Raw genomic sequence first — 14,992 nt, 5'->3', positions numbered from 1 at the left:
ACGGCGAACGGGGAGGCAGTGACAGTGATGACGGGGACCCGTGCCAACGAGCCACCGGCGGCAATTGCCGCGAAGGCCGGAGAGCGCAGCACGACAGTGAGCTTCGACGACTTCTACCACGCGCACTTTCGCAACGTGACCAGCCAACTGAGTGCCTACGTGGGCGACCTCTCACAGGCCCAGGATTTCGCGCAGGAGGCGTTCTGCCGGGCCCTGACCCGGTGGGACCAGCTGGCCCGGTACGACGACCCGGTCGCCTGGGTCCGACAGGTCGCCCTGAACCTCGCCCGGAGCCGTTGGCGACGGCTCCAAACCGCGCGCAACCACCTGCTCCGGCAACGGCGGGCCGAGGCCACGATGGCCGGGCCGACGCCCGATCGGGTGGCGATCGACGCCGCGCTGGCCCAACTGCCCGCCCACCACCGGCGGGCCGTCATCCTGCGCTACCTCGCCGACCTGCCGGTCAATGAGATAGCGAGTCAGGAGGGGGTGGCCGAGGGCACCATCAAGTCCTGGTTGCACCGCGGCCGGACAGCGCTGGCGGAACTGCTCGACGAGAGCATCGAGGAGACCGGCAAGGTCTGACATCGACCCGCGGCTACGGGCCCGGCCGGCACCCCAGGCCGGGCCCGTAGCCGCACGGTCAGCTCGGCGCCCAACTGGGGCGTTGCAGCAGACTGACGAATTCCACGAGCAACCGCTCGCGCAGCGCCGATGGCGCGGCGTCGAGCAGTGTGTTCACCAGTGCCATCCGCTCCGGCAGCGGTCCCGCATCCGACCCCTCCTCGCCACCCAGGCCCAGCCCGGCGGCCAGGCCGACGATCAGGTCCGGGGTCAGCGCCTCGGGGGTCAGCGCGCCGACCAGTGCCGCCAGCTCGACGGGCAGCCGCACCGGGCCGGCGGCCCTGGCTGCGGCCACCGCGGCGGTCAGGTCCGGCCCGAACTCGGCGACCCGGGGCGCGACAGCGGCGGTCACCGTGAGGTGCACGCTGGCGGGCAGGCCGTCGTACGACAGCTGGGGTTGGGTGTGCCAGCCCCGCGCGGTCAGCTCGTCGACCAGGACGAACAGGTCGGGGCCACCGTCGGTGGCGGTGAAGCAGACGACCGTCGACTCCGGCTCGGCCATCAGCCGCAGCCCGTCGACGGCGCGGACCGCGTCGGCCAGCCCGGCCACCGCGTCCCGGGTGAGGGCGGTCAGCCGCAGGTAACCCTCGTCGCCCAGGTGCCGCAACGTGGCGTACGCGGCGGCGATCGGGCCGCCCGAGCGGGTGGACGCGATCACCGGATTGATCATGGTGTAGCCGGGCCAGTCGGCGTACGCGAAGTACTGCGGGGCGCGCAGCGTGGCGTCGCGGTGCAGCAGCACCGACACCCCCTTCGGCGCGTACGCGTACTTGTGCAGGTCGACCGAGATGGAGGTGACCCCGGGCACCGCGAAGTCGAACGGCGGCACCGGCTCCCCGAGCCGACGCAGGTACGGCAGGGTCCAGCCGCCGAAGCAGGCGTCCACGTGGCAGCGCACCTCGGCCTCGGCCGCGGCGGCCGCGATCTGCGTGACCGGGTCCACCACGCCGTGCGCGTACGACGGCGCGGAGCAGGCGACCAGCACTGTCTCCGGGCGGATCGCGGCGGCCATCGCGGCCGGGTCGGGACGCAGCGTCTCCGGGGAGACGGGCACGACGTCCAGCGCCACCCGCAGGTAGTGCGCCGCCTTGGCGAATGCCGCGTGTGCGCTCGACGGCACCACGATCCGGGGTTCGGCGATCTCCGGGTGGGCGTCCCGGGCGGTCTTGACGGCGAGGATCAGTGACTCGGTGCCGCCGCTGGTGACGCTGCCGACGACGTCCGGGGCGGTGGTGCCGGGGCCGGCGCCCAGCACCCGGCCGGCGGCGCCGACAAGCGCGTTCTCCATGGCCAGCAGGGACGGGAACGCGGTCGGGTCCAACCCGTTGACGTGCGCGCTCTCCCGGTGGGCGGCGGCGGCCAGCTTGTCCAGCCCCGGGACCGCCGGGTCGTAGACGTAGGCGAACAGCCGTCCCCCGTGGGTGGGCGCGTCACCCGCCCGCAGCTTGCGCACCTCTTCCAGAACCTCTTCCGCCGGAACCCCGGTGGCGGAAAGTGCTCCGGCCTCAACCCTGCTCTCGTCGATCATGGGGTAACGGTGCCCTTCTCGTGGCGGTCAACGCTGTCGTCCCCCAGCACAACTCCATGATCGACCAGGTCGCTGTGGGCGGTGAGGGTGTACTGGCGGAGCAGGAGGATCGGCGGGGCGATCAGCAGCGCCGGGATCAGCGTGAAGCCGAGGAGGACGCCCAGCCTCGCCGTGTCGGACTGGGCCGCCGCCGAGCCGGTGTCGGAGGACACGTAGCCGGAGAGCTGGAGCACCAGTCCGTAGATGCCCGGGCCGAGCGCCAGGCCGAAGGTCTCCCCGGCGGTCCACAGCCCGGTGAAGACGCCCGCCTGCCGTCGGCCGGTGCGCGCCGTCTCGTGCGCGATGCAGTCCGGCAACATCGCCAATGCGAAGACCTGCTGTCCGGCGTACCCCACGCCGATCAGCGCGACCAGAAGATAGACGGCGACCGCCGGCAGCACCGGCGCGGCGACCAGGGCGAAGGCCCCGACGGCAAGGATCAGCGAGGCGACCACCAGGGCGGTGCGCTTGCCCAGCCGGGCACCGATCCGGCTCCAGACCGGCATCACCAGCAGCGCCGGCCCGACGAAGCAGACGAAGAGCAGTGTCGGCCCGCTCTCCTCGTCGCGCAGGATCTGCCCCGCGAAGTAGTTGACCCCGGCCAGGATCGTCGCCACCCCGGCGGACTGCACCACGAAGCAGATCAGCAGTGCCCGGAACGGACGGTTGGCGCCGGCCACGGCGAGTTGGGCGCGCAGCGTCGGCTCGCTTTCGCCCACGGTGCCGGTCGGCGCGGACCGGGTGCCCAGGAACGCGCCGAGGGCGCCGAGGGCGATCAGCACCGCCACGAACAGGCCCATCCAGCGGTGCCCGGCCACGCCGTCACCACCGGCGCTGACCACCAGCGGCGCGACCGCGCCGGAGACCAGGATGGCCAGCGCCAGCACCGCGATCCGCCAGGTCATCAACCGGGTTCGCTCGGCGTAGTCGCCGGTCAGCTCCGCCGGCATCGCCACGTAGGGCACCTGGAAGAAGGCGAACGCGGTGGCGGTGGCGAGGAAGGCGAACGCCACGTACGCCGCAGCGCCCGAGCCGTTACCGAACGGCGCGGCGAAGATCGACGCGAACAGGACGGCGAGCGCGAGGCCGGCGACGAGCAGGTACGGCCGGCGGGCGCCCCACCGCGACCGGGTGCGGTCGGAGATCCGCCCGGCGACCGGGTTGACCAGCACGTCCCAGGCCTTGGGCAACAGCACCAGCAGCGCGGCCAGCCCGGCGGCTACGCCCAGCGTGTCGGTCAGGTACGGCAGCAGCAGCAGACCGGGCACGGTGCCGAACGCTCCGGTCGCCAGGGAGCCGAGCGCGTAGCCGGCGTGCACCCGTCGAGGCAGCGAGCCGGGGCCCGGCGGCGTTTTCATGGGGCCGAACATTACTCACGTTGAGTCGGGGGTCACATCCCCTCATCGGGCGACCAGCCCGCCGCCGCGATGTCCACACCCTCGCCGCGCAGCGGCACCCCCTCGGCCCGCAGTCGGGACCGCGCCTCCCGCTCGTGCCCCGGCGGCAGTCGACCACTCGCGGTCACCACCCGATGCCAGGGCACCGAGCCCCCGTGCCGGGCCATGATGGTGCCGACCAACCGGGCCGAGGCGCGGCCCGAGCGCTCGGACAGCGCGTCGGCCACCGCGCCGTACGACATGACCCGGCCCTCCGGGATCCGCTCGACCAGGTCGAGAACCGCCTCGACGTACTCGTCTGGAGTCACAATCCGCCACCATATGGGAACGCCGCCGGGCGGTGCGGCGGTGACCACGCAGAATGGTCGGGTGCGCGACGCAGTCACGACGGCCCGGCGGGTCGTCGTCAAGATCGGATCCTCCTCGTTGACCACCGCCACCGGCGGGCTGGCCGACGAGCGCGTCGACACGCTGGTCGACACCCTCGGTCGACTCACCGCCGAGGGGCGAGAGGTGGTGCTGGTCTCCTCCGGCGCCATCGCCGCCGGGCTCGCCCCGCTCGGGCTGTCCCGACGCCCGCGCGACCTGGCGACCCAGCAGGCCGCCGCCAGCGTCGGGCAGGGGCTGCTGATCGGCCGGTACGCGGCCAGCTTCGCCCGGCACGGCCGCACCGTCGGGCAGGTGCTGCTCACCGTCGACGACGTGACCCGGCGAGCGCACTACCGCAACGCGTACCGGACGCTGCGCAAGCTGCTCGACCTGCGGGCGGTGCCGATCGTCAACGAGAACGACACGGTGGCCACCCAGGAGATCCGCTTCGGCGACAACGACCGGCTGGCCGCCCTGGTGGCCGCGCTGGTGCACGCCGACCTGCTGGTGCTCCTCTCCGACGTGGACGCGCTCTGGACCGGGGACCCCACCAACCCGCGCTCCACCCGGATCGCCGAGGTGCGCGACGACACGGACCTCGCCGGCATCACCATCGGCGGGGCCGGCCGGTCCGGCGTCGGCACCGGTGGCATGGTGACCAAGGTCGAGGCCGCGCGGATCGCCACCGGCTTCGGCATCCCGGTGGTGCTCACCGCCGCCGACCTGGCCACGCCGGCGCTGGCCGGCGAACCGGTCGGCACGCTCTTCCACCCGCAGCGGCGACGTCCGACGGCCCGGTTGTTCTGGCTGGCCCACGCCACCTCACCCCGGGGCCGGCTGCACCTCGACCCGGGCGCGGTCGCCGCCGTCGTCGGGCGGCGCAAGTCGCTGCTCCCGGCCGGCATCACCGCCGTGGACGGCACATTCACCGCCGGCGACCCGGTGGACCTGGTGGACACCGCCGGCGCGTCGGTCGCCCGAGGGCTGGTCAACTACGACGCGGTGGAGCTACCCGGGCTGCTCGGCCGCTCCACGTCCGAACTCGCCGCGGCGCTCGGCCCGGCGTACGAACGAGAGGTCGTCCACCGCGACGACCTGGTGCTGCTGTAAGCCACTGCCAGCTGAGGAGTAGTCGATGAGCGTCGTCGAGCAGGCGAAGCGGGCGCGGGACGCCGCCGCCGACCTGGCCACTGCCACCCGTACCGTCAAGGACGCCGCGCTGGTGGCGATGGCCGACGCGCTCGTGGCGCGTACCCCGGAGATCCTGAGCGCGAACGAGACGGACCTGGCGGCCGGCCGCGAGGCCGGGCTGAGCGCGGCAGTGCTGGACCGGCTCGCGCTCGACGCGGGCCGGGTCGCCGGGATCGCCGACGCGCTGCGTGAGATGGCCGCGTTGCCCGACCCGGTCGGCGAGGTGGTCCGCGGGTCCACCCTGCCCAACGGCCTGGAGCTGCGCCAGATCCGGGTGCCGTTCGGGGTGGTCGGCATCATCTACGAGGCGCGGCCCAACGTGACGGTGGACGCCGCCGGGATCTGCCTCAAGTCCGGCAACGCGGCGCTGCTGCGCGGGTCGTCGTCGGCAGCGCACTCGAACGCCGCACTGGTCGCGGTGCTGCGTGACGCCGTCGCCGGGGCCGGTCTGCCCGCCGACGCGGTGCAGTTGCTCGACGCCAGCTCCCGTGACTCGGTCAAGGAGCTGATGCGCGCCCGGGGTCTCGTCGACGTGCTCATCCCGCGCGGTGGCGCGTCGCTGATCCGCACAGTGGTCGAGGAGTCGACAGTGCCGGTGATCGAGACCGGGGTGGGCAACTGCCACGTCTACGTCGACGCCGCCGCCGACCTGGCGAAGGCCGTCGCGGTGACGCTGAACGCCAAGACGCAACGCCTGTCCACCTGCAACACGGCCGAGTCGCTGCTGGTGCACGCGGGCATCGCCGACGCGTTCCTGCCGCTGGTGCTGGCCGCGTTCGCCGAGGCGGGGGTGACAGTGCACGGCTCACCCGAGGTGGCCGCCCACTCCGCCGCAGTGGTCCCGGCAACCGAGGAGGACTACGCAACCGAGTACCTGTCCGCCGACATCTCGGTGGCGGTGGTCGACTCGCTGGACGCGGCGGTCGCGCACATCCGCCGCTTCGGCACCGGCCACACCGAGGCGATCGTCACCGACTCGGCGAGCGCGGCCCGTGACTTCGTCGCGCGGGTGGACGCGGCGGCGGTGATGGTGAACGCGTCGACCCGGTTCACCGACGGCGGCGAGTTCGGCTTCGGTGCGGAGATCGGCATCTCCACCCAGAAGCTGCACGCTCGCGGCCCGATGGGCCTGCCCGAGCTGACCAGCACCAAGTACGTCGTAACCGGCGACGGACACGTGCGCTAACGCCCCCGCGCCCCGCGCCCCGCGCCCCGCGCCCCGCGCCCCGCGCCCCGCGCCCGCGATCTTGCAGTTTCTGCCCCGGCATAAGGGGCATTTATTTGCATATCCGCGACAGAAACTGCAAGATCGCCGGGGGCAGGGCGGGGGCGGGGCGGGGCGGGGCGGGCGGCTCAGCCGGGCGGCGCGGGGCGGGCCGCCCGGATCGCGGCCAGCGTGACGTGCACGTCGAACTGGTGGCCGTCGTCGCTCTCCCAGCCGCCGTCGCTGCGCTGGGTCTCGGTCAGCCGGCGCAGCGCCCGCACCATGATCCAGTCCTGTGGGTCGACGCCGGCGCGGCGCAACGTGGCCGCCAGCCACGCCACGTCCCCGGGGGACATCTTCGGCATCCGTTCGGCGAGCGCCACCTGGATCCGGGCGGACTCCTGGAACATCTCCTGCCGGTGCAGCACGGCCGCGCTCAGCCAGCCCGCCGCGAGGTACGACGGCCAGCTACCGTCCGGGCGCAGCCGCGCGGCGAGCGAGTGGGCCGCCGCCTGCACCACCCCGGCGTACGCCCCGCCGACCCGATGGTCGAGCGGACCCGACGCCCGGGCGTCCAGCCCGGCGACGGTGAGCCAGAAGCCGGCGTTGGCCGACACGAGGAACCCGGCCTCCGGGTCGCCGGGACGGGCCCACTCCGGTGCCGAGTCGGCCAGCGACGCGTCCTCTTCCCAACCGCCGTCGGCCTGCTGCCGGGACGCCAGCCAGTCCAGGGCGCGGCGGGCGGCGGGACGGCCGAGCGCCCCCAGGTCGTCCAGCTCGACGAGCCGGAAGCAGGTGGCGTCGATCGAGGCGACCTCGCCGCCCCAGGTGGCCGGCCAACCGCCGTCCGGTGACTGGCCTACCTCGGCCGTCTCCAGCAACTCGGCGGGCACGGCCGTGCCGTTGCGGAGCCAGGAGAGGCGGGCGCGTTCCACCGCATCCCCGTGCGCCACGACGAACCCGATCGCGGCTTCCAAGTCGACCACGGCGGAGACGCTACCTGCGCAGACGCGATGCCGCCTCGGAGAATCGGCCAGCCCGGGATGGCTGCGTCGCTCCGGCCGGACGGCCGCTCGGCGTCATCTGCGTCGATTTGCCGGGGCGGTCGCGCGGGCCGCGCCAGCACGGCGGCGTGGCCGCCCCGGCACGGCGGCGTGGCCGCCCCGGCACGGCGGCGTGGCCGCCCCGGCTCGATCGGTCAGTACGCGGGCAGCGACGGGTCGATCTGCTTGATCCAGGAGAGCACGCCGCCCTGAACGTGCACGGCGTCCTTGAAACCGGCCGCCTTGAGCGCGGCGAGCGCCTCCGCCGAGCGGACGCCCGACTTGCAGTGCAGCACGATCTGCCGGTCCTGTGGCAGCTTGGCGAGGGCCTCACCGGAGATGATGTCGCCCTTGGGGATCAGGGTGGCGCCGGGGATCTGGACGATCTCGTACTCGGCCGGCTCGCGTACGTCGACGAGGAAGATGTCCTTGCCTGCGTCCTGCCACTCCTTGAGCTCCAGTGCGGTGATGGTCGAGTCGAGCGTCGCCTCCTGGGCCTCCTCGGAGACCGCGCCGCAGAAGTCCTCGTAGTCTTCCAGCAGGTCGGTGACCGTCGGGTTGTCGCCGCAGAGCGCGCAGTTCGGGTCCTTGCGGACCTTGATCTTGCGGTATTCCATCTCCAGGGCGTCGTAGACCATGAGGCGGCCGACCAGCGGCTCACCGATGCCGGTGAGCAGCTTGATCGCCTCGTTCACCTGGATCGAACCGATCGACGCGCAGAGCACGCCGAGCACGCCGCCCTCGGCGCAGGAGGGAACCATGCCGGGCGGCGGCGGCTCCGGGTAGAGGCAGCGGTAGCAGGGGCCGTGCTCGGCCCAGAACACCGACGCCTGGCCGTCGAAGCGGTAGATCGACCCCCAGACGTACGGCTTACCCAGCAGCACCGCCGCGTCGTTCACCATGTAGCGGGTGGCGAAGTTGTCGGTGCCGTCGACGATCAGGTCGTACTGGGCGAAGATCTCGCGGACGTTCTCGCGGTCCAGCGCGGTGTTGTGGATCTCCACCTTCACCAGGGGGTTGATCTCGCGGATCGACGCGGCGGCCGACTCGGCCTTGGACCGGCCGATGTCGGAGACGCCGTGGATGACCTGGCGCTGGAGGTTCGACTCGTCGACGGTGTCGAAGTCGATGATGCCGAGCGTGCCGACCCCAGCCGCGGCGAGGTACAACAGGGCGGGCGACCCGAGGCCGCCGGCGCCCACACAGAGCACCCGGGCGTTCTTCAGCCGCTTCTGGCCGGTCACCCCGACGTCCGGGATGATCAAGTGGCGTGAGTAGCGGCGGATCTCGTCTACGGTCAGCTCGGCGGCGGGCTCGACGAGCGGGGGCAACGACACGGTGGACTCCCCGGGATCGGCGGTGTGAACCGCGCCATTGTTGCTCGCGGGAGCCCTCCTCGGCCATGAGGGACGACACGTGGTCCGGTATGCGGGAGCGGGAATAACCGAGGACCCGGCGGATCAGGGGACGATGTCCCCCGCGTAGCGACGACCGTCGAGGTACGGCCAGGCGTTGGCGACGCAGCCTTGCAGGCCGTACGTCTGCTGCTGCATCACCGGGGCGGGCTCCCCCGGGCCCGGACACGCCTCGTGCTCCGCGCCGAACTCGTGGCCCACCTCGTGGTTGATGACGTAGGTCCGGTAGGTGTCCAGCGGGGCGCCGTAGTCGGGGACCGCCTCCATCCAGCGGGCCAGGTTGATGATGACCTGACCGGGCAGGCGACAGGAGGTGTAGCGCTCGGTGGTCAACCCACCCTCGGCGCACATCCGCTCGGACGTGACCGGGGTGGCCAGGTAGATGGTGAAGTCGGCGGCCCCTGCGTCGGCCACCCGTTGCACCCGCAGCTCATCGGACGCGATCCAACTGCGCGGGTCGGTCAGCACCTCGTCCACCCGGGAGGCGAACACGTCGGCGTCCTGGCCGGCGCCGCGTTCCACGACGACCCGGTACCGGTGCAGCGGCCCGTCCGTGCCGTACACCGGTGTCTCGCCGTCGGCTGCCGTGAAGCGTCCCGCTCCGACCGACGGATAGCCGGTGGGCGCCGGGTGCGCGGCCGCCCCACCTCCGTGGCCCATTCCGCCCTGCGTGGTGGCCGGAGGCTCGACCGATGGTTCGCCGCCCCGGCTCACAGTCACCCCGATGGCGCCCGCGAGCACGAGCAGACCGAGCAGCATGCTGCGACGACGACGCCGGTGCATCCGGACGAACGCGGGACGCGCACCCCGCAACGCCGAGCTGGGCTCGGGCGGCCGGGGCGGGCCGTAAGGGGACGACGGCGTCATAGGATCAAGCCTGCCAGATTATTCGGGCATTTCTCCGTTTTTGCCGCTATTGCCACAAGACGCCTGATGGAGGGGTCAATGGTCGGCGTGTCGTACTCAGAGAGCGGGGCCCGTGTACCGACGCCCGTTCAGGTACGGCCAGGGGTTGACCCGGCAGCCGTTGAGGAACAGCGTCTGCTGCATCATCACCGGAGCCGGCCGGCCCTTGCCGGGGCAGCGCTCGTGCCGATGCCCGAGCTGGTGACCCACCTCGTGGTTGACCACGTACGTCCGGTAGACCGTCAGCGGCACACCGGCCGAGACGAAGTGCGGCACTGACAACCGCCACCGATCCAGGTTGATGATCACCTGGCCGGGCGCGCGACAGGACGTGTACGGGCGGCCGTCGATCCGGATGTCGACCCCACCCTTCGCGCACATCCGACCCGCGGTGCGGGCGGTGGCCAGGTAGACGGTGAAGTCCCGAGGCGCAGCCCCCGGCACCTGCTGGAGCCGCAACCTGCCGCTGTCGACCCAACTGCCCGGCCCGGCCAGCGCCGCCTCCACCGCCTCGGCGAACTCGGTGACGTCCTCCGCGCTGCCCGACTCCACAGCGACCCGGTAACGCCGCAGCTCACCGGCCCGCCCCAGCACCGGGCCGGAACGGGCGTCGTAGCCGAACCCGCCCGTGCCCGCGCTCGGAACCGCGCCGGGCACCCGCAACACCGGGGGCAGGCTCGGCGTGATCGCGCCGGAGGGCGAAGGGGCGGGCGGCAGCGGCCCGGCCACCAGCGGCGGCGGCGCGCTGATCTCCTCGGCGGCCAACCGCTCAGCGCCCGGGTGCCCACCCGGCCCTTCGGCGATCACGGTCACCGCCGCGCCGACGGCCACCACCACCGCCACCAGTTGGGCGACCAGCGCGACACGTCGCCGACGGCGAGCAGAATGGCGGGCTGAGCTGAGCATCCAGGTCAGCCTGCCAGATCAGACCGCCCCGCGGCGTCCCCCGTTTCGGTGAGCAGGCCGACCACCGCGCGGGCGACCAGCCGGGGAACCTCCAACTGCGCCACATGGCCGACGCCCTCGAGCATCATCAGTCGGCTGTCCGGAATGAGCCGGGCGGTCTGCGGCCCGACCCGCACGTCGACCAGACGGTCCTGCAGACCGCCCACCACAAGGGTCGGTGCGCGTACCGCCTCGGCGAGGCGCCACAGCGACCCCGGCCCCCGCAGGTACGCCCGCAGGAAGCTGGAGACCAGCCCACGGAACGTCCGGACGTACGCGGCGGCGTAGTGCTCGGCCTCGTACCGCACCCGGATCTCCTCCAGCGCCTCGGCCCGGCGCTGATCGCAGATCCGGCTGAGGTCGGCGACGCACGCCTCCAGCACCTGCTGGGCCATCACCTCGGGAGCAAGCTGGGTGAGATGCCGGGCGACCAGCCGCTCACCTCGCGGAATGGCGAGCACCGGCAGCATCCGCCCCTGCAACGAGCGCCGGAAATCCAGGAACGGCAGCGCCGGGGATATCAGGGTGAGGGTGCGGACCAGATCCGGCCGGAGCGCGGCGACCTGGACCGCGACCGCGCCACCCAGCGAATTGCCGAACAGGTGCACCGGCCCTCGACCGGAATGCTCGATCCAGCGGACGACCAGATTCGCGAAGGCCGGAATCGTGTAGCTCGGGCCCGGCTCGCTACGGCCGAAGCCGGGCAGGTCGATGGCCTGACCGTCCAGCCGGTCGGCGAGCAGACCGGCCAGGTCGGTCCAGTTCTGCGACGACCCGCCCAACCCGTGCACGTACAACGCCGGCTCCGCACCGGCGGCGGTGGCCGGGGTGTCCCGGACGTACGTGAGCCGGCCGTCGAGGCGGACCTCCCGGCCCGGCCATGGCGGCGGGACGCGGTCGTCGGGGAGCAGGTTATCCGGCCAGAGGGTGGCGCGTCTCATTGCTCCAGTCTGCCTCGAACCACTCAGGACAGCAGCGCCTCAAGCCGACGGTTGACCGCCGCCAGCGTCGCCCGGACCACAGCCTGACGCGGATCACCCGCGACCAGGGCCGACCCGGCGAGCTGCTCGACCCAGCCCTCACAGACCAGCAGCGCCACAACGGTGGCCACCTCGCAGTTGCCGAAGGGCACCACGGCGGCGTGCTCGACGAAACAGCGCCCCCGCTCGGCGTTCTCGGCACCGCGCAGCAACTCGTCCACCGCGGCCGCCGCCGCCACCGCGCAGAGCCGCAACACGTAGCCGTCCACCGCCGGCCCGGTGGCGTACCCGGAGGCGCTGTCGCCCCCGGCAAGCAGCCGGACCTCCACGTTCGCGTCCAGGCCGAAGGTGCTGACCTGCACGTGGTCGATCACCACCCGGGGCCCCGGCGTACCGCCGGTCTCCAGTGGCCGCGACGGCGCCGACTCCGTCGTGGTCACCTGACCACCGGAGTACGACGTGCCCAGCGTCGCCGGGCTACCGGTCGCGGCGCCGGCCGGCGCGGACGAGACCGACCCTGGTTCCTCCACCGTGGCGCGCCCCCGGTGCGGAGCGTTCGACCGGCGGCGGCGCGTCGGGTCCGTGCCGGTCCGCTGCTCCGGCCCGGCCGGCAGGGACTCGACCCGACCGCTTGACGGGCGGGCGACCGTCGGCGGCTCGGCCGAGCGAACCTCGCCGGGGTCGCGCGAAGCCGCGTTTCGAGTCTCCGGGGCACGTCGCTCGGCGGGCTCGGCCGCGCGACGGCGAACCGGTGGTGGTGGCGTGCTGGGCAGGCCGGGCACGTTCTGCGGGGCCGCGGCCAACCCCATCCGCTCCTGGAGCAGCCGGGCCACCTGCCGGCTCACCTCGGCCGGGTCGGCACCGTCGGCCAGGTCCAGTCGCAGACTGTGCGCACCCGCCGGAGTGCGGCGCAGGGCCGCGTCGCGGACACCGGCCACCTCCCGGACGGCGTCCAGGATCGCGTTGACATCGAACCCCTCGGGGCGCTCGCGCAGTGGGGCTGGCTCGTCGTCCCGGCGCAGGTGAGTGGCGATGCGGGCCAGTTCCGGAGTTTCGGCGGGTGGCTCCACGGCTGGCGGCTCCGGCACGACGGGCACGTCCGGTTCCGCGGGGACGCGCTGCGGCAGCACCACCGCGCTCGCAGCCGACTGCCGGCCATCGTCGGCCGGGGACGTCGGGTCGGGAGCGGATCGGCGCGCCGCGTAGGCGGAGGCGGAGGCGGACGTCGGTGCGGACTGATCGCGGCGGCCGGAACCCTTGGGGTTGGTGGGCGGAACCGCTGCGGTGGAGGGCAGGGTGGCGTCAGTCGATGGCGAGCCGTTCACCGGCGCGGCCGGTGTGGGCGGCTCGACGGGTGACGGACCGGGCTCGGGTGTCGCCGGCCGGAGCCGGAACGGCCCGGTCGGTCGGACGTCGGGCCGGGCCCGGCCAGGCGTCTCGCCTCCGTCGCCCCCACCGGTGCTGGCCGACCGGCTGGCCGGCCATGACGGGCGCTCGACCGGGGTGGCCGGGAGCCGGCCCTCGGACCAGTCCGGCCGCTCGGCCCCGGAACTGCTCGCCGTCGGCGAACCGCCGGTCCAGGACGAGCGCTCCGCGACCAGCGACGGGCCTGCCGGAGCCGGTGGCGCGTCGGTCACCGTGGGCGGTGGCCCGGCCGGAGCCGGCGGCGGTCCGGCGGGTACCGGAGGCGTCGCCTCGGCCGGTAGGGGCGGGTCGGACGATGCGGGGCTGGAGGCCCAGGAGGGTCGCGTCGGCGGGGAGCTGGCCGGCGCCGGATCGGCGCCGCCGGCCCAGGACGGTCGCGTCGCCGCCGCGCCGGTGGCGGGCGGTTCGGAACCGCCGGCCCAGGACGGTCGTACCGGCGGCACACTGGTCGCCGCCTCGGACCCGCCGGCCCAGGACGGCCGCACCGGCGGCAGGCTGGTCGGCGTCGGATCGGCCCCCCCGGCCCAGGAGGGCCGCGCGGGCGACGCGTTGGTGGGGTCGGGATCGGCCCCGCCAGCCCAGGACGGGCGGTCGGACCGGGGTCCGCCGGTCGCCCCGGAACCCGCCCAGGACGGACGCTCAGCAGGCGGACCACTGGTCGGTTCGGCGGGGCGTTCCGGGGTGGACGCGGATTCGACCCGGCCGGGTTCGTACGGACGGGGCACCTCGGCGCGCACCGGCTCGTACGGACGGGGCACCTCGGCGCGCACCGGCTCGTACGGCTGGTGGGGTTCGCCGACCCAGTCCGGCGCCGACTCGTCCCGTGCAGCCGGGCCAGCCGGCTCGTCGTCCTGGCGGGACCAGGGCGGGGCCCACCCGCCACCCCAGCTCGGGCGGTTCCAGCTCGGCCCCGACCAGTCGGGCTCGATGGCCGACGACTCCCCGGCCCGGTGCGTTTCGCCGGGACGCTGCGCGTCCCCGGTGCGATGCGCCTCGCCGGCGCGATGCGTGTCTGCCGGGCGGGAACCCTCGGAAGCGCGACCGGGCTCGCCCTCGTCGGCGGAGGCGGCCGGGCCCGGGTTGCGTCCCGAGGTGGCTGCGGGCTCGGGTGCGAGCGGGTCCCGCCAGTCGCGTGGGGCGGTCGGACTCTCGTCGGCGGCCAGCCGCTCGGCGATCGGCGCGTGGAAACCGGGTGGAACCTCGAAACCCGACGCCGCGGTGCCGACGGGTGGCACCTGGACGGCCGGCGGGGCCGAGGTGGGCAAGCCGGGCTCGGCCCAGCGGGCACGGTGCGCGGCAGCCGGATCGGCGCTGGAGTGTGGGGCGGGGCCCGGGTCGGACTCGACGGCACCCTGCTCCGCTGGCGGTGCGGGACGTTGGGCGGGCACCACGAGCCGGTCGCCGGCCGCCCCGAGGCGACCCTCCTCGGGCAGCCCGGGTGGTGCGCTCACCGGCGTGGGGCGCCCCGAGGGCGGTTCGAGACCGGGGTGGTGGACGCCGTTGACGTCGTCCGGGTGGTGCACGCCGTTGACCTGGTGGCCGTTGGTGCGGGTCGGCGACTCCGGGTCGCCCGACCGCCCCACCAGCGGCGATGGCAGGTCACCGTGCCGTGTCGAGGAGCTCCGCCAGCCCGACGCGGGGTCGGGCTGCCAGCGCGGCGCCTCATCCCGGGCGTCCTCGTGGTCGGCGGCTCGGGGCCACCCACCCGCCTGAGGCGCCCACCCACTGACGGAACGGCTCGGGTCGTCGTGCTGACCCGCTCCGTCACCGTGATCTCCCGGGGTGGCGGCTCCGGGTTGCCCTGTTTCACTCACCGCGCGCTCCTTGGTCGCCCCCGCTGAGGCTACCGTGTGCCGAGAGTGGCGATAAGTTACAGCGGCGGGCCATTTCCACGACCGAGGTCACGGGCCTCGCCCGGTCTGGGGG

12 protein-coding genes are annotated in these 14,992 nt (G+C 73.9%); 3 read left to right on the top strand and 9 right to left on the bottom strand.

Translation table 11 applies throughout. The features are described from left to right. Window positions 1-27: 27 nt before the first annotated feature. Window positions 28-585, top strand: a complete 558-nt coding sequence (locus ACGF3C_RS07670) for an RNA polymerase sigma factor (RefSeq protein ID WP_393219820.1) — start codon at window positions 28-30, stop codon at window positions 583-585. 58 nt (window positions 586-643) lie between these two features. On the opposite strand, the gene ACGF3C_RS07665 is transcribed toward ACGF3C_RS07670, so the two are convergent. The 3 genes from ACGF3C_RS07665 to ACGF3C_RS07655 are packed head-to-tail and all read right to left on the bottom strand — an operon-like array spanning window position 644 to window position 3,896. Continuing rightward, on the bottom strand, window positions 644-2,152 hold the full coding sequence (locus tag ACGF3C_RS07665) for a pyridoxal phosphate-dependent decarboxylase family protein (protein ID WP_393219818.1): 1,509 nt from the start codon (window positions 2,150-2,152) through the stop codon (window positions 644-646). Beyond that, window positions 2,149-3,549: an MFS transporter gene (locus ACGF3C_RS07660; RefSeq protein ID WP_357232826.1), complete on the bottom strand. Its 1,401-nt coding sequence runs from the start codon at window positions 3,547-3,549 to the stop codon at window positions 2,149-2,151. The genes ACGF3C_RS07665 and ACGF3C_RS07660 overlap by 4 nt, the downstream gene beginning before the upstream one ends. Before the next feature lie 32 nt (window positions 3,550-3,581). Continuing rightward, on the bottom strand, window positions 3,582-3,896 hold the full coding sequence (locus ACGF3C_RS07655) for an MGMT family protein (RefSeq protein ID WP_357232824.1): 315 nt from the start codon (window positions 3,894-3,896) through the stop codon (window positions 3,582-3,584). 13 nt (window positions 3,897-3,909) lie between these two features. Between ACGF3C_RS07655 and proB the strand changes: the two genes are divergently transcribed. Both proB and ACGF3C_RS07645 read left to right on the top strand, forming a co-directional pair. Further along, window positions 3,910-5,067, top strand: coding sequence for a glutamate 5-kinase (gene proB, locus ACGF3C_RS07650; RefSeq protein WP_357232822.1), 1,158 nt, complete (start codon window positions 3,910-3,912; stop codon window positions 5,065-5,067). Window positions 5,068-5,092: 25 nt separating this feature from the next. After that, the gene (locus ACGF3C_RS07645; RefSeq protein WP_355005703.1) at window positions 5,093-6,334 is read left to right on the top strand and encodes a glutamate-5-semialdehyde dehydrogenase; all 1,242 of its coding nucleotides are present in this window, start codon (window positions 5,093-5,095) and stop codon (window positions 6,332-6,334) included. A 167-nt stretch (window positions 6,335-6,501) separates the two neighbouring features. Here ACGF3C_RS07645 and ACGF3C_RS07640 read toward each other — a convergent pair whose 3' ends face one another. The 6 genes from ACGF3C_RS07640 to ACGF3C_RS07615 all read right to left on the bottom strand — a co-directional run bounded on the left by ACGF3C_RS07640 (window position 6,502) and on the right by ACGF3C_RS07615 (window position 13,278). Further along, window positions 6,502-7,338 carry a prenyltransferase/squalene oxidase repeat-containing protein gene (locus ACGF3C_RS07640; RefSeq protein WP_393219811.1) on the bottom strand — a complete coding sequence of 279 codons (837 nt, stop codon included), beginning with the start codon at window positions 7,336-7,338 and terminating at the stop codon, window positions 6,502-6,504. 212 nt (window positions 7,339-7,550) lie between these two features. Beyond that, on the bottom strand, window positions 7,551-8,732 hold the full coding sequence (moeZ, locus tag ACGF3C_RS07635) for an adenylyltransferase/sulfurtransferase MoeZ (protein WP_393219808.1): 1,182 nt from the start codon (window positions 8,730-8,732) through the stop codon (window positions 7,551-7,553). 123 nt (window positions 8,733-8,855) lie between these two features. Beyond that, window positions 8,856-9,677: a DUF3152 domain-containing protein gene (locus ACGF3C_RS07630; protein WP_393219805.1), complete on the bottom strand. Its 822-nt coding sequence runs from the start codon at window positions 9,675-9,677 to the stop codon at window positions 8,856-8,858. 96 nt (window positions 9,678-9,773) lie between these two features. Continuing rightward, a complete protein-coding gene (locus ACGF3C_RS07625; protein ID WP_393219802.1) occupies window positions 9,774-10,622 on the bottom strand; it encodes a DUF3152 domain-containing protein in 849 nt (282 codons plus the stop codon). Between the two features lie 5 nt (window positions 10,623-10,627). Beyond that, window positions 10,628-11,602 carry an alpha/beta fold hydrolase gene (locus ACGF3C_RS07620; protein WP_393219799.1) on the bottom strand — a complete coding sequence of 325 codons (975 nt, stop codon included), beginning with the start codon at window positions 11,600-11,602 and terminating at the stop codon, window positions 10,628-10,630. Window positions 11,603-11,625: 23 nt separating this feature from the next. Beyond that, entirely contained in the window at window positions 11,626-13,278 is a 1,653-nt protein-coding gene (locus tag ACGF3C_RS07615; protein WP_393220752.1) for a hypothetical protein, read from the bottom strand. Window positions 13,279-14,992: the final 1,714 nt, after the last annotated feature.

The sequence above is a fragment of the Micromonospora sp. NPDC047762 genome, assembly GCF_043204655.1.
GTDB lineage: Bacteria > Actinomycetota > Actinomycetes > Mycobacteriales > Micromonosporaceae > Micromonospora.
Note: the sequence above shows the minus strand (reverse complement) of the source record. Positions and strands in the feature narration are given on the sequence as shown.